At 41.6% G+C, this 25409-nt stretch carries 27 protein-coding genes, 1 pseudogene and 1 riboswitch; of the genes and pseudogenes, 5 read left to right on the top strand and 23 right to left on the bottom strand.

The window, feature by feature from the left end; genetic code table 11:
- Positions 1-37: 37 nt before the first annotated feature.
- Entirely contained in the window at positions 38-325 is a 288-nt protein-coding gene (locus tag NST31_RS00345; protein WP_077113437.1) for a HesB/YadR/YfhF family protein, read from the top strand.
- A gap of 446 nt (positions 326-771) precedes the next feature.
- Here NST31_RS00345 and NST31_RS00340 read toward each other — a convergent pair whose 3' ends face one another.
- The 4 genes from NST31_RS00340 to NST31_RS00325 all read right to left on the bottom strand — a co-directional run bounded on the left by NST31_RS00340 (position 772) and on the right by NST31_RS00325 (position 3311).
- On the bottom strand, positions 772-1071 hold the full coding sequence (locus NST31_RS00340) for a hypothetical protein (RefSeq protein WP_339163256.1): 300 nt from the start codon (positions 1069-1071) through the stop codon (positions 772-774).
- An 11-nt stretch (positions 1072-1082) separates the two neighbouring features.
- Positions 1083-1517, bottom strand: coding sequence for a thioesterase family protein (locus NST31_RS00335; protein WP_339163255.1), 435 nt, complete (start codon positions 1515-1517; stop codon positions 1083-1085).
- 484 nt (positions 1518-2001) lie between these two features.
- Complete coding sequence (locus NST31_RS00330; RefSeq protein WP_339163253.1) at positions 2002-2859, bottom strand: MBL fold metallo-hydrolase; 858 nt, start codon at positions 2857-2859, stop codon at positions 2002-2004.
- A gap of 2 nt (positions 2860-2861) precedes the next feature.
- On the bottom strand, positions 2862-3311 hold the full coding sequence (locus NST31_RS00325) for a MarR family transcriptional regulator (RefSeq protein WP_339163250.1): 450 nt from the start codon (positions 3309-3311) through the stop codon (positions 2862-2864).
- A gap of 840 nt (positions 3312-4151) precedes the next feature.
- Between NST31_RS00325 and NST31_RS00320 the strand changes: the two are divergent.
- Positions 4152-4481, top strand: a pseudogene (locus NST31_RS00320) (helix-turn-helix domain-containing protein); the annotation flags it as partial.
- 155 nt (positions 4482-4636) lie between these two features.
- Positions 4637-5662: a DUF2332 domain-containing protein gene (locus NST31_RS00315; RefSeq protein WP_339163247.1), complete on the top strand. Its 1026-nt coding sequence runs from the start codon at positions 4637-4639 to the stop codon at positions 5660-5662.
- Between the two features lie 387 nt (positions 5663-6049).
- On the opposite strand, the gene tlp is transcribed toward NST31_RS00315, so the two are convergent.
- From tlp to NST31_RS00290, 5 genes are all read right to left on the bottom strand, one after another.
- Positions 6050-6274 carry a small acid-soluble spore protein Tlp gene (gene tlp / locus NST31_RS00310; protein WP_339163245.1) on the bottom strand — a complete coding sequence of 75 codons (225 nt, stop codon included), beginning with the start codon at positions 6272-6274 and terminating at the stop codon, positions 6050-6052.
- A 24-nt stretch (positions 6275-6298) separates the two neighbouring features.
- Positions 6299-6442, bottom strand: coding sequence for a small acid-soluble spore protein N (gene sspN / locus NST31_RS00305; RefSeq protein WP_077113431.1), 144 nt, complete (start codon positions 6440-6442; stop codon positions 6299-6301).
- A 58-nt stretch (positions 6443-6500) separates the two neighbouring features.
- Positions 6501-6629 carry an FbpB family small basic protein gene (locus tag NST31_RS00300; RefSeq protein WP_339163242.1) on the bottom strand — a complete coding sequence of 43 codons (129 nt, stop codon included), beginning with the start codon at positions 6627-6629 and terminating at the stop codon, positions 6501-6503.
- Positions 6630-6908: 279 nt separating this feature from the next.
- Positions 6909-9626, bottom strand: coding sequence for an aconitate hydratase AcnA (gene acnA / locus NST31_RS00295; RefSeq protein WP_339163240.1), 2718 nt, complete (start codon positions 9624-9626; stop codon positions 6909-6911).
- 196 nt (positions 9627-9822) lie between these two features.
- Positions 9823-10533: a thermonuclease family protein gene (locus tag NST31_RS00290; RefSeq protein WP_077113524.1), complete on the bottom strand. Its 711-nt coding sequence runs from the start codon at positions 10531-10533 to the stop codon at positions 9823-9825.
- A 127-nt stretch (positions 10534-10660) separates the two neighbouring features.
- On the opposite strand from NST31_RS00290, the gene NST31_RS00285 reads away from it, so the two are divergent.
- Positions 10661-10912 (top strand): GlsB/YeaQ/YmgE family stress response membrane protein, encoded by a 252-nt coding sequence (locus tag NST31_RS00285; RefSeq protein WP_077113428.1) that lies wholly within the window; start codon positions 10661-10663, stop codon positions 10910-10912.
- A 7-nt stretch (positions 10913-10919) separates the two neighbouring features.
- Here NST31_RS00285 and NST31_RS00280 read toward each other — a convergent pair whose 3' ends face one another.
- From NST31_RS00280 to NST31_RS00230, 11 genes are all read right to left on the bottom strand, one after another.
- Positions 10920-11567 (bottom strand): lytic transglycosylase domain-containing protein, encoded by a 648-nt coding sequence (locus NST31_RS00280; RefSeq protein ID WP_339163236.1) that lies wholly within the window; start codon positions 11565-11567, stop codon positions 10920-10922.
- A 76-nt stretch (positions 11568-11643) separates the two neighbouring features.
- On the bottom strand, positions 11644-12069 hold the full coding sequence (locus NST31_RS00275; RefSeq protein WP_077113427.1) for a general stress protein: 426 nt from the start codon (positions 12067-12069) through the stop codon (positions 11644-11646).
- 97 nt (positions 12070-12166) lie between these two features.
- Entirely contained in the window at positions 12167-12979 is an 813-nt protein-coding gene (locus NST31_RS00270) for a 3D domain-containing protein (RefSeq protein WP_077113426.1), read from the bottom strand.
- Between the two features lie 227 nt (positions 12980-13206).
- Positions 13207-14427, bottom strand: a complete 1221-nt coding sequence (locus NST31_RS00265; protein WP_077113425.1) for an MFS transporter — start codon at positions 14425-14427, stop codon at positions 13207-13209.
- Between the two features lie 548 nt (positions 14428-14975).
- Positions 14976-15614: a thiamine phosphate synthase gene (thiE, locus tag NST31_RS00260; protein WP_077113423.1), complete on the bottom strand. Its 639-nt coding sequence runs from the start codon at positions 15612-15614 to the stop codon at positions 14976-14978.
- Positions 15595-16431 (bottom strand): hydroxyethylthiazole kinase, encoded by an 837-nt coding sequence (thiM, locus tag NST31_RS00255; protein WP_236017131.1) that lies wholly within the window; start codon positions 16429-16431, stop codon positions 15595-15597. Before thiM ends, thiE begins: the two co-directional genes overlap by 20 nt.
- A complete protein-coding gene (gene thiD / locus NST31_RS00250) occupies positions 16431-17225 on the bottom strand; it encodes a bifunctional hydroxymethylpyrimidine kinase/phosphomethylpyrimidine kinase (RefSeq protein ID WP_339163229.1) in 795 nt (264 codons plus the stop codon). Before thiD ends, thiM begins: the two co-directional genes overlap by 1 nt.
- Positions 17194-17712, bottom strand: coding sequence for an energy coupling factor transporter S component ThiW (gene thiW / locus NST31_RS00245; protein WP_077113421.1), 519 nt, complete (start codon positions 17710-17712; stop codon positions 17194-17196). The genes thiD and thiW overlap by 32 nt, the downstream gene beginning before the upstream one ends.
- Positions 17713-17736: 24 nt before the next feature.
- Positions 17737-18423 carry a thiaminase II gene (tenA, locus tag NST31_RS00240; RefSeq protein WP_083717677.1) on the bottom strand — a complete coding sequence of 229 codons (687 nt, stop codon included), beginning with the start codon at positions 18421-18423 and terminating at the stop codon, positions 17737-17739.
- A 105-nt stretch (positions 18424-18528) separates the two neighbouring features.
- Positions 18529-18630: riboswitch (TPP riboswitch) on the bottom strand.
- Positions 18631-18708: 78 nt separating this feature from the next.
- Positions 18709-19647 carry an AEC family transporter gene (locus tag NST31_RS00235; protein WP_339163225.1) on the bottom strand — a complete coding sequence of 313 codons (939 nt, stop codon included), beginning with the start codon at positions 19645-19647 and terminating at the stop codon, positions 18709-18711.
- Positions 19648-19774: 127 nt separating this feature from the next.
- Positions 19775-20659: an adenylyltransferase/cytidyltransferase family protein gene (locus NST31_RS00230; protein WP_339163223.1), complete on the bottom strand. Its 885-nt coding sequence runs from the start codon at positions 20657-20659 to the stop codon at positions 19775-19777.
- A gap of 165 nt (positions 20660-20824) precedes the next feature.
- Here NST31_RS00230 and NST31_RS00225 point away from each other — a divergent pair, with 165 nt between their 5' ends.
- Positions 20825-21019, top strand: coding sequence for a hypothetical protein (locus tag NST31_RS00225; protein WP_077113418.1), 195 nt, complete (start codon positions 20825-20827; stop codon positions 21017-21019).
- Positions 21020-21292: 273 nt separating this feature from the next.
- Here NST31_RS00225 and NST31_RS00220 read toward each other — a convergent pair whose 3' ends face one another.
- From NST31_RS00220 to NST31_RS00210, 3 genes are all read right to left on the bottom strand, one after another.
- The gene (locus NST31_RS00220) at positions 21293-22495 is read right to left on the bottom strand and encodes a glycine betaine/L-proline ABC transporter ATP-binding protein (RefSeq protein WP_339163221.1); all 1203 of its coding nucleotides are present in this window, start codon (positions 22493-22495) and stop codon (positions 21293-21295) included.
- The gene (locus tag NST31_RS00215; RefSeq protein WP_339163217.1) at positions 22492-23352 is read right to left on the bottom strand and encodes a proline/glycine betaine ABC transporter permease; all 861 of its coding nucleotides are present in this window, start codon (positions 23350-23352) and stop codon (positions 22492-22494) included. Before NST31_RS00215 ends, NST31_RS00220 begins: the two co-directional genes overlap by 4 nt.
- Before the next feature lie 381 nt (positions 23353-23733).
- Positions 23734-24744, bottom strand: a complete 1011-nt coding sequence (locus NST31_RS00210) for an ABC transporter substrate-binding protein (RefSeq protein WP_339163214.1) — start codon at positions 24742-24744, stop codon at positions 23734-23736.
- Between the last annotated feature and the right edge of the window lie 665 nt (positions 24745-25409).

The following is a 25409-nucleotide window of genomic DNA, read 5'->3' as shown; positions in this document are numbered from 1 at the left end:
AACTGGACAGGTTGGGCTCAAGACAGGAGGTTACAACATGCAAATTAAAGTTACTGATCAAGCTGCACAATGGTTTAAACAGGAATTGGACTTAAACGAAGGAGATTACATCCGTTTTTTTGTGAGATATGGAGGGTCCGGTCCGTTTCACGAAGGCTTTTCTCTGGGAATGAACAAAGAAGAGCCAATGGATCCGGCGGTAATAGTCAACAAAGATGGGTGCCAATACTTTATCGAAGAACGAGATGTATGGTTTTTCAATGAGCATGACCTTTTGGTAGATTACGACGAAAAGTCGGACGGACCGATTTACCGATATGATTAATGTGAAGGTGCCGAAGATGGCACCTTTTTACACCTTTGGCGTTTTATGTCAACATGGCAAGCCATATAAGGAAGCGTGTCGTTTCTTTCTGAGACATTTCGACAAGAGCTGTGCATTTTGCAGGAGTGTTGGCCGTATTTGGATAGAGAAATGAGCAGATTCGGATAATGCCTTTCGGAACTGTTCTTATTTTTTTGTGTATATTCAAGAACATATGGTGAAAAATCCATTTACACTTTGCTATTGGGTTTACAAGCAACTTTTTCGATTTACTCCCGACTTTTGCGCTATTACGATTCGATTTGGTCCATTTACTCGCCGCTTTTCCGTAACACTATCCATTTTTGAGTATGACTATCCGCTTTTACAATTTACTCAAAAACCCGAAGCTGTAACTCACAACTTTTACGATTTACTCGCTAGTTTGGCAATTTTTTAGTATAGGGCTATGGCAAACATTCCAGTTGGTCCAATTTCCCTTCTGCCCTGAGTATCATTCTTTGCTTGTCTCCCAACAGGTCATAATGGGAATACCCGTCTTTGCGGATATGTATCCACTCTTTTTTCAAACCGTATCGCGCTCCCCAACGGGCAAGCTGTTCAATATCCTTGCATCCAACTTTTGTCACCGTTTTAGCCCCCGGAAAACGGTCATCCAGCCAATAGTGGGTAATAAAAGCTACATCTCCCTGATCAATCTTTCTTTTCCAGAGCTTTAGCTGCTCCTTTGTGATCCCAAAAGCCACTGAAATCTCTCCTAATGATCTTTTTTCTTTTTTGCCCTTTCATAAGCATCATGCCAATCAGGAAATATTTTGCTCAATCTAACAGGACGGAAAGTCTCTTTTTTTACACAAACATGGGCGGTCGTGCCCGAAACGGCGATCTCGCCGTCTTTGTTCAAGACAACATACCCGTATACTACTTTGAACCCGTCATATTCTTCGATCCATGTTTGAATGGTCGCTTCCTCTCCATATGTAAGCGGCTTTTTATAAGAAACATGAACATCAATAATCGGAGCGAGGACTCCACTTTTTTCCATCTCCGCATAAGAAAAACCTAAATCTTTCATAAGCTGCGTGCGTCCAACCTCCATCCAAATAATGTAATTGGAATGATGGACAACGCCCATTTGGTCGGTTTCCGCATAGCGTACTTCAATGTTTGTATGTGCGACAACATGGCTCATTTAAAGACCAACCTTTCAAAAATATAATAGATGACTTCATTATATGGAAGCCTCAAAGCTTTCAAGGCACCGAAAATGGAACATCTCCTCTGTATATCACTGCAAAGAATATAACAGGAATGAATATCTCACATCTATTATACGTCAACAATGCTTATTTGACATGCATGATATATGTACCTTGGCACTTTGAGGCGTATTTTCTCTGATCTATACCCTGCCACTGGAACGTGGAACAACATTTTGTCGTGAGATAGTTGAATGACGGTGCTCTGATCTATTCGTTGATTGCTAGCTTGTATGGTAGAGGGTTCCGTTCATGGCCTTCGCACGATCTTCATTAGGAACATTTAAAAGCCTATGATGACAGTTGATTCATCTTGTTTCCATAATGACCCTATTAAAAAAAGCCTGAGCTTTTCTCTTCTCAGGCATGATTTGTTTTGGTATCACTCGTTTTTTTAGTATTTCATGGTTCTTTCGTTTAACTAACTGATAACCCGTTCATAAAACAATCTACAATTTCTTCTTCTAACTGATTTAACTTACGATTTAGTCGAGTAGACAACTCATTCACCAAATTCAAATGGTCTCTTTGATGTTTTTCTGATACATCACAAATGAGCTGTAATAAAAATGTATACCCCATAAAATCATGTTTTGATAATGGAGATTCATGCGAAAGCACATACATTTCGGCATCAAACATTTCAATATTTTTCAGAAGGCGTCTAACATTATCAATCTTGTATTCCGGTTTTTTGGTGTAAATACTTGGATACAAGCAGTCCCCTAAGAAAAGTACTTTTTCTTCCTCTACAAAAATAAGTGATGAGTCATCAGAATGATCTCCACCTACATGTTTGACTACACACCGAATACCACCTAAATCAATCTCCAATTTGTCTTTAAACGTAATATGAGGTAGCCTGATAGTGATTTCTCTGTCTGCTCCAAATTCTTTTTTTATCATTTTTGAACAAAACGGATTCTCTAAACCTTTTTCTACACGATGATCTAAAGCTTCATCTGACCAATCATATTCCATCATTTTTTCAAGATGCATTTTTGTGTTTTCATGGGCTATGGTTAACCGATTTAACTGATTTGTTCCAAAGCTGTGATCCCAGTGCCAATGTGTTAATACGACAGCATGATGATTCGTTATTTGCCATTGGTCTAGTTCATCAAGAAATAATTTGGCATGTTTAGCAGAATTTCCTGCATCGACAATTAAAGTTTGGTCAGTTCCGCATATAGCAGACATTACCGGTCGATCTGTTTCAGGATCATCCGGTAAATAATATATACGATTGGTTAGTTGTTGCAAATGGTTCTCCATGTTTAACTCCCTTTGTTTTTTGTAGTTCCGACAATCTTATTCAATGTATCAAGAACATTTTTTAGCTCTGTTAAGCATACTTTTGAGTAATATTTTTCCACAAGTATGCCGTCGATTTTTTTTAGCAGCTGATGAAACACTTGCCCCCTCTTCCCAAGATAAATGAAGGTCTCTCTACGGTTTATTGCATTCTCTTGGCGAACGATCATTTTCATTTCTTCAAGCTTGGAAATGACTTGGCTAACTGCACTCTTGGAAATATCGAAATGATTTGCAATATCTTTTGCAATGACAGGCTCATTACGAATGATATAAAACATGACAATTTCTTGTTGAGGAGTTAATTGAAAGTCCTCTAATTCCACAACCTCTTTGGTTTCTTGTAATATTAACAACTTGAACTGCTCAAATTTTTGATTGATTTTGTCGATCATTATTGCATAATCGTGCACTGATTGATCATCCCTCCTTTGTTTATTAATTAAGTTTAGTTTACTTAACTATATATGGGTTTGTCAATTATGGAAAAAATCGAATCCTATTTTTAAACCTTACACAATCACTCTCTAACGTGAAGGTGGAAATTGATACTTATTATTGTGTAAACCCTAAGACTGGCGTGGTGATGATATACGCAAACGCTGTTATTAAAAATACAGATAGAGGTTGTGTATTCTATCCGGATATTAGTGTGGTGTGTATTTAATGTACGGGGTATTCAACATGATCATCCGATTATCCCATTTTTGCCTAAAACGGCCCCTGCCGTTCGGTACAATTATAGTTTTTTCACTGCCTACTTGACAGTTTGGCAAACAGCTACCTGTTAACATAAATTGAGTGAAAAAATCAAAGGTACCAACGAACATTACGGGAAAAACGTAAAAATGTTATTATGTTAGCTGTAGCTAATCTTAATATAAATGTACATTTCTTGTTATTTTAAAAGATTACAAGGAGAATTTGATTATGGCAATCCCCGCTATCTTACTTTAGCTTTTCTTTTACGTAAACAGGATCAACTGAAATAACCTTTTTCAGGATACAATCAAACGGGCATTTTTCTTTGGAAATTGTGAGTAATCACTCATTTAGGGGTACCGTCAGGAAAATGCGGATTTACAACGCTAAGCACATTTTCGGGACGATCCCCCTATTTTTAACAACGTTAAGGAAGTTTCAATGCTCTTAAAGAATCTGAACGAGACCATTTTCTCTGAATTAAAATGGTATTCTCCTAGCAAATTGATATGTTCCCAACCTAAAGGCGACATATGGTGTAACAAATCTTTATTAAAACTAAGCGAGATAGTTGTAACAACCGATTACGATGCAAATGGCTAATTTGTACCGTTTCTAATTCCATTCCTCATTAGGTAATAGCTGGTGTTAATAATTAGAGCGAAATCTTATTCGTATGCGACAACGCCAAGGAATTGAGTTGGCAAAGAAAGAAGGAAGGTTTAAAGGGCTATTCAAGAAGTATCATAAGAATCACGCAGGAATGGAATTATGCAGTAAAACTCTATAAAGAGGAAGGTATGACTGTAAATCAAATTTGCGAAATTACAAATGTGTCTAGAGCCTCATTATATAGAAAGCTACCGGAAGGGAACAAATAATCTTCCTTATTCCAAAGACCCGATTGCGGAATAAAATGTTTGCTCAAATCACAAGATTATTAACATAATTGGTATTATGCAAACAGGGCAGTCCAATGAAACAACGCCAAGAAACAAGAAATGGTTAAAATAAGTTAATAAAAAGGGGAGTTGAAATGGATCAATCACAATTATCCGTGCGATTTAAGAATTTTGCTGATATTGAATGTAAAGGTTCAAGTCGGTTATATGAACTTTTGTCTAGAAAAATAGCTGAAGATGATGAAATACTTGAATTATCTTCTTTTGCTAGAATTGGCCAGCCAGTTCCAAATTTGCTTTTGGGTGCTGTTCATTACCTATTGTTAAAAGGCAGAGATCATTTATTAAGGGATTACTATCCAAGCATTGTTCCTGATCCAAAAGAGATAGAAGGAGCCTTTGTTCATTTCAAGGATTTTTGTCAGATTTATAGAGATGAAATTATTTCACTTCTTAAAATTAAGTTAGTACAAACTAACGAAGTAAGGCGTTGTGCTTACCTGTATCCTACCTTTTGTTATGTTTATAATAAAATAAAAAAACCTTTATCTTTAATTGAAATTGGAACGAGTGCAGGCCTTCAGCTTTTATGGGACCATTACAATTATTCATATGGAAACAATGTAGTTTACGGAAATATGCTTTCAAATGTTCATATAACTTCTGAAGTAAAAGGGGATAATGTTCCTTTATTGTTCAAAGAAAGTCCTCCAGTAGTTTCAAAGCTAGGAATAGATTTACATATAAGTGATTTAAGCAACTCAGAAGATTATTTGTGGTTGAAATCCCTTATTTGGCCTGAACATAAGGAGAGAAAAGAACTTTTTGAAAAGTCTGCTAAGTGTTTTAATGAAAATCCCGTTGAACTTCTTGAAGGAGATGGAGTAGCCCTCTTAACAGAAGTTGTAGAAACACTTCCTAAAAACACTGCCATTTGTATTTTCCATACTCATGTTGCAAATCAAATACCGGAGGATTTAAAGTACGATCTTCTAAATAAGATTAAAACAATCGGGAGCAAAAGAGACGTTTTCCATCTTTATAACAATATGTGGGATAGAAACCTGCATCTTGATTATTTTATTGATGGTGTTGAATACAATCAAACTATTGGTTCAACTGATGGTCACGGAAGATGGTTCGAGTGGAATATTGAATAGAAAATTCCTGATAAGCAATTCTGTATTTTTACCCAAATGCCGCAATATCCCCACTAGCGTGTGAATGTACTAAAACCGCTGAACAAGTTTCTCTCTTTTACCATTCACCCTCGATATACTATGGCTGTATTAACAGGGGGTGGGAATTTTCTTTATATAAAAATGAAAAGTTTGTTAAACTTTGCATTGTTACTCAAAAAATCTCAGGAAAACATTGAATTACTTGCATGAGACGAGTTTCCTTCCAAGCCTCAGTCGATTCAATTTCAAGGGCGGTTTTTCCTCTATACAGCATCTGTTGTAAAATGTTTCTGGAATATTCGTATTAGGTGATCAATCACATTTTTAAGAGCAAAAAGCCGGTCATACACCGGCTTTTTGCTAGGACTATTTGTTTTGCTGGGCTGCTTCGTCTTTGATTTCTTCCCGCATTCCTTCGATGCTTTCTCTTCTGCGCTCGTTCTTGCGCTCAATTTGCGCCTTCTGTTCTCCTTCGGCAAATTGCATCGATTCCTCGGCAGCTTCCATGTTTTCAATCGTGTCATGAACCATTTTTTGTAGTTTTTCTACGTTGTCGCTGCGATTATCGGGCTTTGGCCTGTTGTTTGCCAATCTGAAATACCTCCTGTGTTCAGGTTATTCTCCTTTTGTTTGAATAACATCCGGGTGCCGACCTGTTTTATCAGCCATTTTCTTCCCTTTATTGGCATCAATGGCGACTGGCTTTTCCCCCGGATTATTAGGGGTGAACGGTTGTTGATTTCTGGATTGATTTTTCATGTTTCTCCCCCTTCTTTACGTTATTGTTGCCTTATTAATCGTAAGTATGTGCCCTTTTTCAAAGCTTTCTCGCTAGTCTTTTCTCTAAGCGATCCTCTATCCTTTCCAGCGCATCCATATCCCTTAAAAGCATTTCCTTATTTTCTTGGACAAGATCCATAAATGATTTTCTTCGAGTTTTTTTCATGTTTTTCACTCCTCTTTTCATTATTCTTTTTTACTATGCGCATTTTCGCGCTGAATTAAACCAATTTTCAAACTTTTTTAGGCAAGATGTTTTTCCGCTTTTTTCGCGACCCCATACAGCATTACCAAAAGGGCTGGCGTAAACTACGTTATCTTGCATCAAGCCATAAAAAAAACTCATAAAGTGGTGATGAAAAAACATTTCCCACCTTTATGAGTTTAGATATTGAAGAAGATTGAATCATGAGAAGGCGGGGATGAACCACCCCCGCCTTTCACTTTATCGGGCAAGCTTTTCCCGAAGTACGAGAGGCAAAATGCCTCCGTTACGGTAATAGTCGATTTCAACGATCGAGTCGAAACGCACAAGTACTTCAAATTCTTTTTTGCTTCCGTCTTCGGAAACAGCTGTTACTTTCACTATATCTCTCGGCTTCACATTTTCATCAATGTGGACGTTTATAACCTCTTTGCCTGTCAAACCGAGTGTTTCGGCATTTTCGCCTTTTCTAAATTGCAATGGTAATACGCCCATCATGGCCAAGTTAGAGCGATGGATCCGTTCAAAGCTTTCAGCTATTACTGTTCTGATGCCGAGCAAATACGTTCCTTTGGCTGCCCAGTCACGGGATGAACCCATTCCGTAATCTTTTCCGGCAATCACAACAAGACCCGTTCCATCCTCTTTGTATTTCATGCATGTATCGTACATGGAGCTGACTTCGCCTGTTGGCCAGTATGTGGAAAAACCACCTTCTGTTCCAGGTGCAATCTGGTTGCGGATGCGGATGTTGGCAAATGTGCCGCGCATCATGACTTCGTGGTTACCGCGGCGAGAACCGTATGAGTTAAAGTCGCGCGGTTGAACGCCTTTTTCCAGCAAGTATTTTCCTGCAGGCGTATCTTTGCCGATTGCTCCTGCCGGAGAAATATGGTCCGTTGTGACGGAATCCCCGAATTTACCGACAATCCGCATGTTTGTCAGCGGTTCGATCGTCGCCAATTCCTTGGACAAGTTTTCAAAGAACGGCGGATTTTGAATGTAAGTTGAGTCTGAATTCCAGTTGTAAAGTGGATCGTTGCTCGTTTTGATTTCGTTCCAACGCTTGTTGTCGCTGAATACATGCTCATATTCCTTACGGAACAAATCAGGTGTAACCGTTTTTTGGACAGTTTCCACCACTTCTTCTTTGGATGGCCAAATATCTTTCATATACACATCATTGCCGTCCTTGTCTTTTCCGAGCGGGTCTTTCGTCAAGTCGATGTCGATTGTTCCGGCAAGGGCATATGCCACTACAAGCGGAGGAGAAGCCAGATAGTTTCCTCTCACAAGCGGATGGATGCGCCCTTCGAAGTTACGGTTACCTGATAAAATGGATGTTACCAACAAATCGTTTTCCACGATGGCTTTTTCAATTTCCTCTTTCAGAGGACCGGAGTTTCCGATACATGTTGTACAGCCATACCCGACAAGGTTAAAACCAAGCTGGGACATATACGGCATCAAGCCGGCATCCCTCAAGTACCCTGTAACGACTTTTGATCCTGGTGCAAGGGACGTTTTAACATGCTTAGGCACTTGCAGGCCTTTTTCAACCGCTTTTTTCGCAAGCAGACCGGCTCCCAGCATGACGTAAGGGTTGGATGTATTCGTACAGCTTGTAATCGCAGCGATGACAAGAGCGCCGGTTTTCATCACGGACTCCGAGCCGTCTTCGAATGTAACGGTCACTTCTTTTGTAATTTCAGCTGGGTCCAATCCAAAACTCTGGTTGCTTACAGGTGCTGTCAATGCATCCTTAAATGTTTTTTGCATTTGGGAAAGTGCGATCAAGTCTTGCGGACGTTTTGGTCCGGACAAGTTTGCTTCAATTGTGGAAAGATCGATTTCAACAATGTCTTTATATACCGGCTCTGCTTTGTCTATCGTGAAGAACATGTCATTTTCTTTTAAATATTTTTCAACCAACTTGACTTGCTCTTCCGGGCGTCCCGTCAAACGCAAGTAGTTTAATGTTTCTTCGTCTACCGGGAAAAACCCACATGTAGCACCGTATTCAGGTGCCATATTGGCAACCGTAGCCCGGTCTGCAAGCGGCAGTGAAGCGACTCCGTCACCGAAAAACTCGACGAACTTGCCGACAACGCCGTGTGTACGTAGAACGTTTGTCACTTTTAATGCCAAGTCAGTTGCTGTAGCTCCGTTTGGAAGTTCACCGATCAACTTCACTCCGACAACTTCAGGGATCGGGAAATAAGAAGGCTGGCCAAGCATTCCGGCCTCAGCTTCAATACCGCCGACACCCCATCCGAGTACACCGACCCCGTTAATCATCGTCGTGTGGGAATCCGTTCCCACAAGAGTATCAGGATAAGCTTCATAGTCGCCTGCTGGTGTTTCAATGGCATGAACGACATTCGCCAAATATTCCAAGTTCACTTGGTGGACAATTCCTGTTGCCGGGGGAACTGCGCGATAGTTGTCAAAAGCCTTTTGAGCCCAGCTTAAAAACTCATAGCGTTCAGCATTGCGCTCAAATTCATAATCCATATTAATTTGCAGTGCTTCTGGCGTACCATACGTATCAACTTGGACAGAATGGTCAATAACTAAGTCGACAGGTATTTCCGGGTTGATTTTTTCAGCATCCCCGCCAAGGTCAGACATTGCTTTTCTTAGTGCGGCAAGGTCGACTACTGCAGGAACTCCGGTAAAGTCTTGCAAAATAACCCTTGAAGGTTTAAATGGAACTTCTCCATTCTGTACTTCGCCTGTCGCCCATTTTGCCAAATTTTCAACATGCTCTTTTGTAATGACCCTGCCGTCATATTGCCTAAGAACAGACTCGAGAAGCACTTTAATGGAATACGGCAAACGGGAAACCGTCGCTACTCCTGCTTCTTCCAATGCGGCAAGGCGGTAATAATGATATCTTTTTCCGTCAATCTCAAATGACGAACGGGCATTAAAAATATCGTTTTTTGGTTGCGCCATTTCAATTACCCCTTTTATGTTTATTAAATTTCCGAAAACCGATAAACAACACTTCTTTAGTCGTTTACCTCCACCCATATATTTTATTACAACATTTGACATAAGTAAATGATAAGAAAGTTATCGTTTTTCATAAGCAATACTTATTTTAAAAATTTTTTCATGATACATTAAAATATTTGCACCCATTTTTCATTTATCTTTTGGATGGACGGAAACCGGCATTTTCAGCTTCTGCTTCGGAGCAAAACCACATTTCCGGAATGACACTATCATAATATTGGCCGTCCGGCAAATGATAAATTTTTTCCTTTTTGCTATTAATATTTCCTTTTATATCGCAGCCGTCACGGTCTTTTTTAGACGCTTCCCCTGTTGTTTTCGGGGAATCTTGAAAGCCTCGGTCATGAACGTAATCTTCTAGTGACCATATGCCCCGTTTGCTTTGGCGGGCTTCCTCCTGTACTTTTTCAAATTCGTCCAAGTATTTTATATCCGGAGGAAAAATGGCCACACGCGCCAATCCTTGTTCCAATAATTTGCGGTTAACATTTTCATTTTCCAGCCACACATAAGCGAGGAGCCGTCCATATTTATCGCGTTCGGATACATCCATTTCCAAGACTACTTGTTTTTGATATAGTACATTTTTCGTAAAATCGGATGCCTCCGGGCCGAAAGGCTGCACACCTAGCCTGGGGTGTTTCGTTTCCGGTGTATCGATAAGCAGCATCCGGACACGTTCTTTCCGTCCGTCTTTGAGTTGGACATCGATCGTGTCACCGTCAACAACATGAACAACAGTGGCTTCCATCCCCTTTATGTTTTTACTTTGTCCACTTTCTTCGGCAGAACATCCCCAGAGCATGAATATGGCCACAACAAAAGAAAAAAATTTCTTCCCCATGATGTCCCTTCCCTGCAAGTATTTTTTTAGATACATAAAGTAAAATATGTTTATCGCATTATTGAATGGGCAATAATAAAACCATATCCACTCAATAAAATAAATTCCTAAAAAGGAGATGATCTTCATGAGCTTTATTCTTTATCTTATTATAGGTGGAGTTATTGGCTGGTTAGCGGGTTTAATACTCGGAAAAGATGTCCCGGGCGGCATCATTGGAAACATTATTGCCGGAATTGTTGGCGCTTGGATTGGCGGCGCTTTGTTTGGAGACTGGGGACCTACGATAGCCGATATGGCCATTGTTCCTGCACTCATCGGAGCCATCATTCTTGTACTCGTATTAAGTCTTATTATGGGAGCGATGGCAAGAAAATAACGCACTTTTAAAAACGGGAGCTTGTTGCTCCCGTTTTATTTTCCAACTCTTGAAATCTTTTAGCGAAATATAAAACCTCATCAACATATTCTTCACTGTGATTGTATGCATAAACCGCTTTTCGCAGTTCGCCGTTATTTGCTCCATTTTTAGCCAAATAGTTGGCTGCACTAAAGATGGCGTCTTCCAAGTCGAAAGGATCAGCAATTCCATCTCCATTGGCATCAATTCCGTAGCCACCATACTGTTTAATCACCGCGGGATCCGTCTTTTCCTCTTCGGGAATATTGCCCTCCCCTAATCCGGAACAAGTCGGGTGTGCCCAACCTACAAAAGTGCAAGGCATAAATTGCATATGGCCTTCCGCACCTACTGGAGAGATCATCGGATCCATCGTTGAAAAAATAGTTTCTACACGATGGTGGGCGGCTAATAAATACCAAGGTACGCCAAACTCTTTTTCCGCCGCTTTATAAATGGGGATAAAATTCGAAGGCACTTCATCCTCTAATTGCGGCGGCTCTATTTGATTGTCTGTATATGTATAAAGCGCCATAAACATTAAAAAGGCACTTATCAATACAAGCAAAATGGTGTGCAGCCGCCTTGACTGCCGTTTGGACGAGCTTGGCTTTTTTTGGATTTGCTTCTTCACGCTGTGTTTCTCTCCTTTGTAAGGACTTATCCGCTCTTTATTATGGGAGAGAAGCGACTTTTTTTCAAGGGAAGTGTCATTCCTTTCCGGCGTAAAATAGAAGGATTTTTCCGCTTTCTAAATGGGAATAGCATGCATCTGCCTCTTCCTCATGTAATCCACACGATAAAAGCAAATCTTTCACGTCTTGGTGGCTTGTTCCCTCAAAGTAAGAAGCAAGAGGACCCGCCGCCAACAAAGGGCCAAGTCCGGGAACCGTCAATCCGGGCACAATAAATCCGCCGCTAATTCCCGTAAGAAAGCCGCTGATGATGCCAAACGCTTCTTCGCTGGGCGAATGTTGGTGCTGGATGTGAGTTTCTTTTTGTATGGAATTTATTTTCGCATCTTCCAATGCCAATACAGAAAAGTTTTCGCTTTTAAATCCTTTTGATTCACATGTTTTTACCATATTGATGACATCTTGTTCCGAATCATACACACCAATCAAAGACAAATTCATATGTTCACCCTCCTTGGAGTTATCGTACCCCAATTCCGGCTTGTATAAAACAAAACCCAACCGGATCTGATCAGGTTGGGTTCGTTAAGTGACTTATTTAATGTAACAGTTTAATTTTAACTGTTTTTCTGCCAAATTGTGTAGCAGCATTTTTATCGGGCATGAATATATCTATTTTGTTTCCTTTAATTGCCCCGCCGGTATCCCCGGCAATAGCTGTACCGTAACCTTCCACATATACTTTGGAACCAAGTGGAATGACAGATGGATCAACAGCTATAACTTTCATGCCCGGATTGGAACGCAGGTCGATTCCAGTGGCAGTAACACCTGAACAGCCATTGCAATATGCTGTATATGCGGTAGCCGTTACGGTCATTTCCTTTCCGGAAGCTTCACTGCCGGTGGTGGCAGGCTGCGCTTCTTTTTGAACAGGAGCGGGTGCGGGTTTTGCCGCAGGTGCTTTGGGCGCCGGTTTGTTCTGTTGAACAGCTTGGCTGTTTGTGGCTTGTTTTTGCTCGGGGGCTGGAGCAGCTCCCTTTGAAACTGCCAACGACTGTCCAGGATGAATAATGTCAGAAGACAGGTTATTCCAAGCTTTTAAATCCGCAACAGACACGCCATACTTGTTTCCTATTTTCCACAGGGAATCTCCCTCGGCAACTTTATATAACTGATCTTGACTTTCCGTTTTTTCCTCGGCAGATATATGTAACTGCTGATTTGGATATATAAGATCACCATTTAGGTTGTTAATCGCCTTTAACTGATTTACAGAGGTTCCATAGTTTTGAGAAATGCTCCATAATGAGTCGCCCTGTTGTACGACGTGCGTTGCGGCAGAAACTTTCCCGGAAAAAAAGCCCACGAGCGCGACTCCTGCAATAAGCGCGAAAATTTTTCTCCTCATTTTTTGTTCCTCCTTTTTTGTTAGTTGAATACTAACTAACGATGCCTATCGTATCAGAGGAACATATCAATCCATTAACAAGAATATTTTCGTTTAATTACAAGTTTATTGCAGGCCATTACATTCGTCATGCTTCGATTGGCTTATTTCCGATAAGTTAATAAAGGACAATGAACGACAAAGGATAATCGCTAAAAAAGCATTACAGTCGCCTTTCTTCACGTACCTTAAAGCAGAAATTCCCTTTTCTTTCTTGTTTCCGATTCTTTCTGCCATTTTTTCCCTACGGAGAGCGTTATGAAGACCACAATCAGGAAAAAGAAACTCGAAATTTGAAACAACTGCGCAGTACCGACAAACAGGGCAATCAAGCCGAAAACGAGACCGCTTAATCCGATTCCAAGATCAATCGCGGAATAGAACATGCCATTTGCTACTCCCCTGCGCTGATGGGGGGTCATGGCCAGCACCCAGGCCTGCAATGCGGGAATTAAAGAACCGTACCCGGCTCCAAACAACGTTCCCGCCACCACAATGCCAAGCCAATTGCTCGAAAAAGATAACATCCACATAGAAATAAAGGTTAAGAGTGAACAAAAAGCAACTAATTGGATAGGACCTTTCCGGTCAAACCATCTCCCGGTTATCGGACGGATCAAAGTAGCTGTTAAGGCATTAAGCAAATAAAATAAAAAGATTTCTGCTATGCCCCTTTCTTCAGCAAAAATGACGATAAAAGTGACAATCGTTCCGTATCCAAACGTTGCGAGAAAAGTAATGACCGCCGGTGTCAAACTAGATTTTTCAACTAGAGAATCAACAATGGAAAATTGCAGGTTTTTTCGATTGGCAATCAGGATATTGTCAGGGGTATGATATTGAATGAAAGCAAGTAAAATGAAAGCAATGAATCCCAGCAGGGCCGAAATGACAATTAATACTGTAAAAGGAAAGTTTTGATATACATAGATTCCCAGACTGGGAGCGATAATCATGCCGACCGTAATGGAAAGGCCATAATATCCCATCCCTTCCCCCAACCGCTCATTAGGAACAAGATCAACAGCAGCTGTTCCGTTAACAGTTGACGACCAGCCCCACATTAATCCGTGAAGCAGCCTGAACAACAACAAAATCGTGACGATTTGTGTGAGCGGGTATAAAATGGTAACGGCCAATAATCCGCCAGCTCCAATTAATACGAGCGGTTTACGCGGCCGAAACTCTAGCATGTATCCGATTAACGGCCTGGTTAATACCGCACCAACCGAAAACACTAAAGTAATCATTCCGATTTCAAACCCCGAAGCGCCCAATGACTTAATATAAGGGGGCAATGTCGGAATGAGCATTTGAAAGCTCATAAATAAAAATAAGCTGGCAATGACAAGCATTGTAAAAGACTTTGTCCATAGTGCTGTTTGATGCCCACGTTTCCTGTTCTGCATTTTGCGTTCACCTTTCGTTACAACGTGTATTAAAATGCCTAATCTTAACATATATGGAACAAATTCATATTACAAGCAAATCATTTCGTTTTTCGAAAGTTTTGAGCGGTTGAAGGAAACTTCAATCAGCGAGGTTTTGATTCGCTGATGAGAAGCAGGACAATGGCTAACAGCGAAAGCGTTCTGTTGGCAAAGCAAGGACCAGGCAGCAGCATCGCTCGAAAAAACTTGCGCTTTTTCTTCGTGTGACAATGCTGTCGAAGCTTTTGTCATGTTAACCCAAACACATCGGATGTTTACTGGCAGTTGCCCCGCACTGTTCTCGTTTTTATCTCGATGCGTTGAATCTTGGACTTACTACCAGTTAAAGCGGGATATAGTGAAACTTCAATCAGCTGTTGTCCGCTGATTGTTAGTTGATTCAATCGGGCTTTTACTGGCAGTTGATCCCGCACTGTTCTCGTTTTTATCTCGATGCGTTGAATCGGGGACTTACTGCCAGTTAAAGCGGGACAAAAAAAGAAACCCGGAATCTGTTGAATCCAGGTTTAGTGCGTATCGAAGCCTTTTAGGCCTTTTAATAAGTTTTCGGCGGTAACTTTCGGATTTTTTGCCCGTGTTAATGCGGAGACGACGACAATACCGGCTACTCCGCTGTTTTTCAGACAACCGCTGTTTTTTTCATTGATGCCGCCTATCGCCACAACAGGAATAGACACGGAGGAAACAATTTTGTCCAGCATGCCGTTTGGAAGAAGTTTGGCATCGCTTTTTGTTGAGGTGGGAAAAACAGAACCAACCCCAATATAGTCTGCGCCACCCTTTTCTGCCGCAATGGCATGTTCTAAAGTACGGGCTGAAACCCCGACAAGCATGGAATCCGGAATGATACTTTTTACTGCGGCAAGAGGCAAATCTTCTTGCCCCACATGCACGCCGTCAGCGCCGACTGCCAGAGCTACATCCACTCGATCATTAATGATCAAGGGGACTGATAGTGAATCAAGGAGTTTTTTTATTTGGATTGCTTTTTCATAAAAATCTCTTCCTCCGCTCTTTTTTTCACGCAATTGAACGAGAGTTACGCCTCCGGCTACTGACTCTTCAATTAAATGCAAAAGCTTGCTTATCGGAAGATCTTCTTCCGTAACCAAGTAAAGGCGATAATCAATATGATTCTTTTTCAATGACTTTGACTCCTTTTTGCCAGTGATTGCTGTTCATGAATGAAATGGAATCGATTAATTTTATTTTATATGTTCCCAAACCAATGCGCTCACCTAATAAGGAAGCAGCCTCTTCCCCAGCTAACCCCATAACGGATACTCCTGCTACAGCCGCATGTAGCATGTGATTCGTTATACCGGCAAAGCACCCGATTAAGGAAGTCGTCATACAGCCTGTCCCCGACACTCTGGATAAACACATATGGCCGTTTTGAATCATAAAAACGCTCTTCCCATCACTGATCACATCTTCTTTGCCGGTGACAGCAGCTATACACCGATATTGACGGGCAACCTTGACGGCAATTTTTTCAGGTGTTTGATCGACTTTGCCCGCATCAACCCCTTTTGTCGCCCCGATGCCTCCGGCTAAACAATTCATTTCACTTACATTTCCTCGAATGACGGAAACCTTTACTTGTTCCAGTATTTCAAAAGCAGATTGGGTTCGAAAGTCCGTTGACCCCACTCCGACAGGATCAAGTATAACAGGAATTCCTGTTTCGTTGGCGGCTTTTCCAGCCAGCTTCATCGCTTTAAACGCATCCGAGTTCAATGTTCCGATGTTTATTATGAGGGTATTCGCCATTTTGGCCATGTCAGCCGCTTCCAAAGGGCTGGACGCCATGACGGGTGCAGCGCCAATGGCTAGGGTTACGTTTGCGCAATCGTTTATCGTTACCTGATTTGTTAGATGGTGAATAAGCGGCTGTTTATGTCTGACTTGCTCAAAAAGCTGTCCGACTTTCGTCAACATCATCTGCCCATCCGTTCCCATCACGTTACACACTCGTATAGATGATAGAAGTGATGGGTCGGTCCGTATCCTTGTCCAATGTCAAGGCTGTTGGCGATCGCATTTGTAATATAATCTTTGGCCTCATCAATCGCTGTCGGCATTTCCTTTCCTTTCGCCAAGAGGGCGGCAATTGCTGCGGACAGTGTGCAACCTGTCCCATGGACATTTTTCGTTTCAATTCTTTCCCCGCGAAATAGTTGAAACGTTTGCCCGTCGTAATATAAGTCATTGGGGTTTCCCTGCAAGTGCCCGCCTTTAATCAGGACAGCCTGCGCTCCCAGCTTTTTGATCACCCGGCATGCTTCATACATGTCAGGCTCATTATGTATCGGCATATTGGCCAAAACCTCCGCTTCCGGGATATTAGGTGTAACGAGCGAAGCCAGCGGGATAAGGGTTGATTTCAGCTCTTGCATTGTATCTTCTTCAAGCAGCCGGTGTCCCCCCTTGGAAATCATAACAGGATCAAGAACAATGTGTTTTGGTTTATATTTTTTTAAACATTGCGCGACTGTTTGTATAATGTCCGGCGTTGCCAGCATACCGATTTTCACCGCGTCAGCCCCAATATCTTCCAACACGGCTGCGACTTGGTCGTTGATGATGTTTACATCAATGAGTTGTACAGATCTTACTTCAACAGTATTTTGGGACGTAATCGCCGTAATCGCAGACATGCCGAACACCCCTAGAGCGGAAAAAGTTTTTATATCCGCTTGAATCCCCGCTCCTCCACCGGAATCAGATCCGGCGATTGTAAGAGCTGTTTTCATACAGCAAACCTCCGATCGCTGAATGTTTCATGAATACTTTTAATAAAACAAATCCCAGGGCAGCGCCGGCAATGGAACTGGCAGCAAAGGCCGGGACCAATCCAAATAAGGCCGCCTCCCGGCCTAACAGCAATGCCGCAATCGGATAGGCGGCAACAGCACCGATGATCCCGGTTCCAACGACTTCACCTATAAACGCAAACCCTATTCTTTTCGTTTTGGCATACAACCAGCCAGCCAGGAGGGCTCCGATCATGCTTCCCGGATAAGCAAACAACGAGCCTGTTCCTGAAATATTCCGGATTGTCGAAACGATAAATGCTTGGGCTAATGCATAGCCTGGCCCAAATAAAACGGCCGTTACCATATTGGCAAAATGCTGGATTGGAAAAATTTTGGCAAATCCGGCCGGGATAAAGATAACATGGCTCGTGATTGTTGTAAATGCAATGATCATGGCTGTAATGGTCAGTTTTTTAACTCGCATGGAGCAACCTCCGGCTATTAGGATTTAGAGCGTCCAGTTCTGTTGATGATAGTTCATATCCCAGAATAAATATTCATATTTGGAGGTGATAAGGAAGTGCTTTTCCAATTCCGCCAATTCTCTTTCCGGTTTCCCATCTGCTAACTGATTCATGAGATCAATCAGCCATTTTCCAAGAGAAGTAAATTCTTCTGATGAATAGGTTTCAACCCATTTGCGGTACGGGTTGGATTCCAAAGTAGCCCCATATTGTTCTTTTAATCTTTCTCCCGTTTCGGCGTAATGCCAGGCACACGGAAGCAGGCTTGCCACAAGTTCCGCCAATGTTCCGTTATGAGCCACATGCAGCATGTAGCGGGTATATGCCAAATTGACTGGTGCGGGTTCGGTGTTTTCAAGCTCTTCATTCGAAATGCCAAACTCTGCGGCGAATTGGCGATGCAGCTCCATTTCAAAATGGAGGTGTTCATGAAGCAAATGTGAGAACTTTGTCATAATTTCGAGAGTGGGAGCTTTTTGCGCTCCAATAGCAAACAGCTTCACATAATCAATTAAATAGACATAGTCTTGTTTCATATAATATTCAAAAATTTCTTGATCGAGTGTTCCTTTTCCTACCCCTTGGACGAATGGGTGGTTATAGCTTTTTTCCCATATTTCCTTCGCGCTCTCATAAAGCCTGTCCGTAAACAACATTTTTTCAACTTTCATTGGTTCCACTCCTTTAAAAAAGTTTGTACTTCATGATTCCCCACTTTGAAAAAATGAAAAAACCGCTCCCGAAAAGGAAGCGGCTCATCATCATAAAGCAAATCATAATGACGCAGCCTGCTTCCCTACGCTGGCATAAACCAGATCAGGTTCAAAGGGTTTCAATCATCGATTTCTCTCAGCTTTACAGCTCCCCTAGCAGACAAAATTCATTGTTTCAAAGAAGTTATTCAATTATTAGGTGCATGTACTGCCATCATATCATGATATGGACAAAAAGCAAGTTTAATGAATAAATAGGCTCATTACATACACCATTAAAGGGATGGTCACAAGTGCAAGCAGCGTGGAAAAAATAGTCGTTAAGGCCCCCATTTGTTCATCTGCAGAGTATTTGGCAAAGAGAATGGATGCCAGGGTAATCGTCGGCATCATGGATTGAATCAAGACCGTTTGAACGAGTACCGTGTTTAAACTGAAAAAGTGTATCATGAAAATGGAAGCGATCGGCAAAATAATCAATTTTACGGAAATGGGCACCCAAATATGGTTTACCGAACGGCGTACTTGTCCGCGTTTCAGGGTCATGATCATCATTCCGATATAGAACATGGCGAGCGGTGCCGCCAATGCGGCCAATCTGTCCGTCAAGTCAATCAAAAGACCGGGCGGCTTTAATTGAAAATATGCGGTAATAAGACCAACGAAAATGGCTGCTGTCGGAATATTCACCATGGACTTTAATGTTTGCCAAGCAAACTTTCTATTTTTCTGAAGTAAAATGACTCCGACTGTCCAAATGGTCACATCGACTCCAGCATCAAAAATGGCCGCAAACAAAGCCCCCTCTGGGCCCAAAAGTGCCGCACAAAGCGGAATGCCGATAAATCCGGTGTTTCCCAAACCTGAAAGGATGGCAATTTCCCTTATCTTATTGGAACCCCTATGAAATAACCAAGCAAATAAAAAGCCGGTCCCGATTCCAATAAGATTAATAATGATGGAAAGCCCAAAAACGATGGCAATCATTTTAAACATCTGGTCATCCATTTCAACGTGAAAAATACTCGATAAAATAATGCAGGGCATCGCAATATTTACGATCACTTGAATAAATGCTCTGCGAGTATCATCATTTAATGGAGTTGTTTTACCGAGCAACGCGCCAATCATGATCATCAAAGTAATAATGATGATTGACTGAAAAACAACTGTAAATTCCATACGTATCCTACTTTCTGTATAAAAACTGATAATGGCAAAGAAAAAGCGAAGAAATGGACTTCAGGATACTTCCTTTTACCACTTCTTCACTCGTACATTATACATAAGAAAACGGTTAAAACAACAGTTAAGCTTTTAGCGGATAGTATGGATTTTTTGTTATTTGATCAATGGACTTATACTGCAACGGAGAGAACGCTTTCACTTTTGCCAGCCATTTAATCGTTACGGGTGCAGGAATATGTATATTTCCTTCCAACACTAACACACATGAATGATGAACATCAAGCAGACTTATTGATTGATATATTCGCTCTTGAGTCGTCACTTCAACGATATACAACCCTTTTTGCGGCAAATAATAATGTTGGAATACAATATGGGCGACTGTTTTTCCGCTGTATTGATCGAATGATTGGCTTTCCAACATTCCATGCGCACTGTAATGGTTCCCCAAATAATGATGAACGTCCTCCACTTTCCCCTCATCCAAGAGCTTCCTGATTTTACTCGAACTAATCTTTTCACCATTAAAAGCTTTTTTGGGGACTGTTGTTACATCAAATAAGCCTTTTCCATCTAACTTCATTCGTTCCATGTTTCCTTTCCCGCGGTAACCATAGGTAAAATCAAAACCGGCAACGACATGCTTGCTATGTAATCCAGCCACATATTTTTTAATAAAATCTCCCGGTGAAAGTTCGGCAAACTGCTCGGTAAATGTTACAATATATAATTTTTCAACACCCATATTTTTCAATAATCTCTGTTTGTCAGGCAGAGGCGTCAAATAACTCGTTATTTTGTTTTGAACCCGTAAAATATTGCTTGGATGTGGAAAAAATGTCATAACAGCCAATTCTATGCCCTTTTTCTCTGCGATGTCTTTGGCCGTGTCAATCAATGAACGGTGCCCTAAATGGACGCCATCAAAAAAGCCAAGCACCATTACACAAGGTTCATGTTCCTCTCTATTTCCAATAAATGCCCCTTCTATGAAAATTGTTTTCAATACAGGCCTCCCCCTTGCATCTCTTTTAACCTCGATACCAACATTATCATATATCATTTAATATATGATTGCAATCGCGGCTAGATTGTTTCCTTATTTATATTTAAAATCGCACCAACGGAAATTGGTGTTCATACATTGTTACCAAGGAGGTGTATACTTAGAATGAATTGGCCAACTTCTTTGCTTGCCATCCTTGCTGGGTATGCCTTATTGGGCATCACACTTTTGGTTCCCAACCTGACTATTGTAGTTCCTTTGATCACTGTGATTCAAATTATCGCTGTCATTGTTATTGTATTATTTGCTGGCGTTATTATTTTTCGGGCACTTCATGCGCTGTTATATAAAGCTAATTAGAATCAAGCAGGAGGGGCTGTCTAAAAAATCCAATTCAGAGTAAATGCATGAAAATGTAAAACCCAAGATGTTGATTTTACAGCAATCTTGGGTTTGGTTTTTTTTGTTTTCAAGCGGCAATATTACTTTTCGGACAGCCCCGACCGTTCGGAAAACTGCGGTTCCATCAAGATATTTACATTATTAGACTATTAAGCCCTTGGGAGCTCCGTTAAGAGTTTCCAAGGGCTTTGGTACGGAAAACGAACATGTTGCTGTTTCCCCGTTCTTTTTTTACGAGTCGTCTGTACCATTCCCGTTTGCGGAAGCCAGGCCCGATAAAACATGGACACGAAGAATGAATCCGGACAGTTTGTCGTTATCATCTACGACGGCAAGCGGAAATTTCGACTCCAATACTTTTGGTATTAAATCACTGACATATTCATCTTTTTGGACAATGGAAATGTCATCCCGCATCACTTCAGGCAACGCTTTTTTTTGCTTTATCCCCTTTACCGCGTCATCTATCGTTACAATGCCTTTTATATGCCTCTGGCGGTCCACAACGAAAACGCTAGATATGCCGTTCTCCTTCATTTCCTTTACTGCGACATGTAGACCGTCCTTCAATGAAACGAGCGCATTCGGCTTGATCATGACATGCTCCGCTTGGAGGATTTTCGAACGGTCAATGTCCTTAATGAACTCGGATATATAATTGTTCGCCGGCCGTTCAATAATTTCTTCAGGTGTACCGACTTGTACAACACGGCCATCCTTCATGACAGCAACCCGATCCCCCAGCTTAAAAGCCTCGTTCACGTCATGTGTAATAAAAACAATTGTTTTTTGTAGACGATTTTGGATATCCAAGAGCTCCAACTGCATTTCCCTGCGGATAAGCGGATCAAGCGCACTGAACGGTTCATCCATCAAGAGGATATCGGGGTCATTGGCCAATGCTCTGGCCAGCCCCACCCTTTGGCGCATTCCCCCCGACAATTCATCCGGGTATTGATCTTCATAACCTTTTAATCCTACTATTTCAATGTTTTTTAAGGCTATTTCACGCCGTTCCTTTTTAGGCATGTTCCGGACTTCCAATCCATACTCCACGTTGCCCAAAACCGTTCGGTGGCTGAATAGACCGAAATGCTGAAATACCATGGCGATTTTTTCCTGTCTTACTTTTTTCAACTCGGACTTGCTGCCATTGACAATATTGACACCATCAATATAAATAGCGCCGTCAGTTGGTTTGTTTAATAAGTTAAAGCAGCGGATAAGCGTTGATTTTCCGCTTCCGGACAAGCCCATAATGACGAATATTTCGCCTTTTTTGATCTCCAGAGATGCATCGTATACTCCGACTGTATGGCCCGTTTTTTCCAAAATCTCTTCTTTCGACATCCCTTGTTTAATCATGGGGATAACCGATTTGGGTTTGGGGCCAAAAATTTTTGAAACGTGTTCCAGTTTTATTTGTGTTGTCATCGAGCCAACCTCCTGTGCTTCTGAAACTTGTCGGCCGCTCCATTAGTGATTCTGTCAATAATAATGGCCAAAAATACGATGCTGATTCCCGCTTCAAACCCTAAAGCGATGTCTATCCTGTTGATCGCGATAAGCACCTGTTCACCAAGACCTTGCGCTCCAACCATTGAAGCAATAACAACCATCGCCAAAGCCATCATCGTCGTTTGGTTCACTCCTGCCATAATGGTTGGCAAAGCCTGCGGCAACTGTACTTTCCGTAACATTTGCCAAGGAGACGATCCAAAGGACTGGGCTGATTCGATCACTTCTTTGTCAACGCCGCGGATCGCAAGTTCAGTTAATCGGATCACCGGCGGAAGAGCGTAAATTAAAGTGGCAAATATAGCCGATACGTTCCCCAATCCAAAGAAAAAGATCGCGGGAATTAAATAAACGAAGCTTGGCATGGTTTGCATCGCATCCAAAATGGGCCGCGCAACGGTTGAAAAGCCGGTGCTGTATGACATCAATATGCCAAATGGAATACCGAGAACCAAACAAATAAGGACCGCTGTCACAATGATGGCGATCGTCGTCATCATATCTTCCCACAACCCGAATGTTCCGATGAGAAAAATAAAGACGCCGTACAATACTCCTGAAAAAACCGACTTAAAATACCATCCCAGTAAGAAAATGGCCACGATAAACAACCACCAGGGGATCCAAATGAGAAAATCCTGGATTCCATTAATCGTCCTTGATGCCAGAAAGAAAATAAAATCAAAAAATCCTTCAAGAGAAACATCGAGAAAAGTAACCAATTGGTCGGCATACTTTCCCAGATTTGTTTGTATATCCGGAAATCCTTCCATAATACCTACCTCACCTATATTAAGATTTGAAATGAGCAGCCGGCCAAACGCGGCCAAGCTGCTCCATGTGAACACTAACGTGAAGCTCAGAACAATGGGCGTTGAGATGAATCACGCAGACGCGGCGTTCCGAGTCTGCCGAAAAACGCCCCCATTGATCATATACAGAACAAGAACAAAGACTAACATCCTTTCCTGTAACAACACCGACAACGACGTTCTCGAAAACGTTTGCGTTTTTCTTCTTCGTGAGCCTACAAAATCAATTTGTCGAATCTTTCCTGTCTGTCAACCAGAACGAATCGACCTTTTACCGGCAATTGTTCCCCCATTCGTTCGTTTTACTTCGATTCTTGGGCGTCTAGCTTCCAGCAATGGGGATTAAAGCGCGTCCTTCACCTTTTGGGCAACATCATCTGAAACCCATTTTGTCCATACATCTTCATGTTCTTTCAACCACCATTTTGCTGCCTCTTCCGCTGATGCATCTTCATCTTCCATATATTTCAAGGCCGCCTCTGTTAGCTTGCTGCTTGTCTCGTAATTTTTCAAGAAATCCACAACTTCAGGTGCTTGTTCAGGCATATCTTTATGAACGGCCACGACAACATCATTGGGAGGAAATTTCGTAGCTTTTGTTTTTTCCCAGGTTTCTTCATCATATTCCGGCTCTTCCAACAGGACAAGATCGTATTTCGCTGTTATGGCCGTAGGTGACCAGTAATATCCAACCCAGCCTTCTCCGGCCTTATACGCGTCAACGAGCGAGGCAATAATCGCCGAGTCCGATCCCGGCATAAAATTGTTCATTGTTTCATCCAAGCCGTACGCTTTAAATTTGGCATCAATATGTTCAGCTACAACCCAACCGCTTGGCGCATTAATAATACGGCCTCTGCCGGGATCTTCGGGATCCTCAAATACTTCCGGATATTTCTTTAAATCTTCCACGGTTTTCAAGTCTGGCGCCAATGGCTCGATACCGCGTTCTTTATCGCCATGAATCACATATGATGGCACGTATAAACCTTGGTCATTATCGTTAAAGTTGGTTGCAACTTGTTCAACGTCTCCCGACTCGACAGCATCTTCATACACGTCTTTAATATTGTCGGTCCACACTTCCATGTAAACATCAATATCCCCACGGCGAAGTCCTTGAATAGTGGCGGATGTGGAGCCCGCTGTCACTTTGGTTTTATGGCCCAGGCCTTCCTCGATGATTGTTTGCGCAATCCCGTTGTGGATGCGGATGCTATCCCAGCCGGCATCAGCAAAGACGATGGTGCCGGAATCTTTATTCCCTTTTCTTTCTGAATTTTCACCACTTCCGCCGCATGCAGACAGTAGTATGAGGCTGGCTGCGGCTAACATTATTCCCAGTTTTTTCATTTGAATATTCCCCTTTTTTTAACAATATTTTTGTTCCGAATTATGTGTTTAATTACGTGCTGATTCATTGAGGCAATGAATCATTTTCTCCCGTCCGTTCATCCGGTATTTCGGCTTTCCGGCATATTATACTTTCCAACACAAATTCTGAATGAATTGCTTGAATGAAAGTCTATTTTTGGTAGAGGCTTTTTGCGCAACCGATTTGATCGAAGTAAATGGGCTGTGGGCGATGCCCTTTCTAAGTTGTAAATTTTGGGAAGTAGTGGGGTATGTTTAACTTTTCACATGTTTCAACTTAAAAACGGACAACACGGAGAAACATGCGTTTCTGGCTTTCCAGACTTCACTCACCGTTTTCCAAACGCGATACTGTCACAATTACGAATGGCAAGTTGAACAGCAGTTCGTGTATCATTATTTAGCTTACCGAACAACTGTCCATATTTCAAACAAGCCTATCCTTCATATTTAAGCGGTATTTTGGCTAAAACATGAAAAACTGCTCGAAATACGTTGAACGGTCCCGTATGATGCCTAATCCTTCATTTCCCTCCCCCATCCAAATTTGAATGTTTGATAATAGCCAAAAAATGAAAAAATAAAACGCTATGCTCATATTTTTTGTTCCTGGCGGCATCATATAATGGAAGTTTTTTTCCTAA

Origin of the sequence: Siminovitchia sp. FSL W7-1587 (genome assembly GCF_037963795.1) — a bacterium.
GTDB classification, from domain to species: Bacteria; Bacillota; Bacilli; order Bacillales; family Bacillaceae_C; genus Siminovitchia; species Siminovitchia thermophila.
The sequence above is the reverse complement of the archived record's forward strand: the minus strand, read 5'-3'. Positions and strand labels throughout refer to the sequence as shown.